1 protein-coding gene and 1 pseudogene are annotated in these 842 nt (G+C 43.7%); both read right to left on the bottom strand.

The genetic code is table 11. The annotated features are described in order from the left end of the window. Window positions 1-73 precede the first annotated feature (73 nt). A complete protein-coding gene (locus R7E78_RS25555; RefSeq protein ID WP_005463375.1) occupies window positions 74-490 on the bottom strand; it encodes a MarR family winged helix-turn-helix transcriptional regulator in 417 nt (138 codons plus the stop codon). A 2-nt stretch (window positions 491-492) separates the two neighbouring features. Then, window positions 493-842 (bottom strand): annotated as a pseudogene (locus R7E78_RS25550) (cation transporter); the annotation flags it as partial.

Here is an 842-nt window from a genome sequence, read left to right as displayed (position 1 = left end):
ATAAATACAAAAAAGCAGAACTCGATGGGAGTTCTGCTTTTCATTGTTTATTTGGCCGTAACTCGGATGAAACCTAGAATTCCCGGTTCATTTTTTCCAAACACGATAGAAAGGTTGATTGCTGCTCTGGCTCAATATGACGAGTAAGATCACGCACAAGATCAAGGTGCAACTGGTTATGATGGCGATGAATTTTCTCACCTTCTGGTGTGAGCCTCACAACGATAGCACGGCGATCTTCCGGATGAGGGCAACGTTCTATCAAGTTCGCGTTCACTAACTTTTCGATTTGTACCGTTAACGTTCCGGTCGTGATGCCTAACTTTTCCGCCAGTTCTTTCATGCGCAGCGCACCATGGCCGCCCAGAACTTCAATGGTATGGACTTGGGCCAAAGAGTAGCCGGTTTCTTTTACGACTGACTGTTCCCAAGAAGACATCTTGTCATAGAACTCGGTCAGCATTTGATTCAACTTTTCTAGTTCGCTCATCGTCAGCTATTTTGTAACTCTAGAGTAAGGTGATGAATCTTATCAAACTTACTCAGTAATTGCTTAAATTCACTCAACGTTTTATCACTGCGATTATGTAACACAATCGCAGCCGAGTAATGATGTCCGCTCACCTTCCAAACATGCAGATCTAGCACGTCTGCGTATGGCTCAATCGTCTCTCTGATTGCCTGTAGGTACTCGTGATTAATATTCTCATCTAATAAGACTGGTGCGGTTTGCTTCATCAAACCGAGAGTCCATTTACCAATCACCAAAGCACCAACGATCCCCATAATGGCATCTAACCAAATCCATCCGTAAAACTTACCGATAATAAGTGCGACGATCG

Source organism: Vibrio sp. YT-19(2023) (assembly GCF_033337395.1).
This window is presented reverse-complemented; position numbering and strand designations above follow the sequence as displayed.

Bases quoted from the DNA above. Each gene is read 5' to 3' on its own strand.
- R7E78_RS25555 (WP_005463375.1), bottom strand. From the start codon at position 490: ATGAGCGAACTAGAAAAGTTGAATCAAATGCTGACCGAGTTCTATGAC.